Here is a 729-nt window from a genome sequence, read left to right as displayed (position 1 = left end):
TACTTTTTGAAGTACTTTTTTAATGTCTTGTTCTTTTGCTTTAGGATAAATAAGTAAAACATCTTCTTTATCTACCACAATATAATCATTTAAACCATCTACAACTACAATTTTATTGTTTTTGGTTCTAATCATATTTCCTGAGGCATCCTCGGTTAAAGTTCGGGCATTTACAACGGCATTCCCATTGTTATTAGCGCCTAATTTATTGTATAAACTTCCCCAAGTTCCTAAATCGTTCCAATCAAATTCTGCAGCAATAACCTTTACGTTATTAGATTTTTCCATAATAGCATAATCTACAGAAATATTTTCGGCTAACGGATAATTTTCTTTAATGAAAGCTTCTTCTTCATCTGTGTTATACACTGAAATACCTGCTTCAAAATGTTTGTATAATTCGGGTTGATTACTTTCAAAAGCTTTTACAACGCTTTTTGCACTCCACATAAAAATACCTGCATTCCATAAAAAATTACCTTGAGAAATGAACGATTTAGCAGTTTCATAATCTGGCTTTTCTCTAAATTGATTTACTGCTTTTATAGCTTCAGAAGCATTTTTATCAAATTCAATATAACCGTAACCTGTATTTGGAAATGTTGGTTGAATACCAAGTGTCATTAACGCCTCATTATCGGCACAATAATCAAATGCTGTTTGTACGTTTTTGGCAAAGATTACTTCATCTTCAATCCAATGATCACTTGGTGCCACAATCATTACAGC

General features: G+C 31.8%; 1 protein-coding gene. It reads right to left on the bottom strand.

Annotated features, from left to right (window positions below; all coding sequences use genetic code 11):
- On the bottom strand, positions 1–729 hold a 729-nt coding region (locus tag FUA24_RS03780; protein WP_148540133.1), incomplete at both ends, for a mannose-1-phosphate guanylyltransferase.

Source organism: Seonamhaeicola marinus (genome assembly GCF_008085455.1).
The sequence above is the reverse complement of the archived record's forward strand: the minus strand, read 5'-3'. Positions and strand labels throughout refer to the sequence as shown.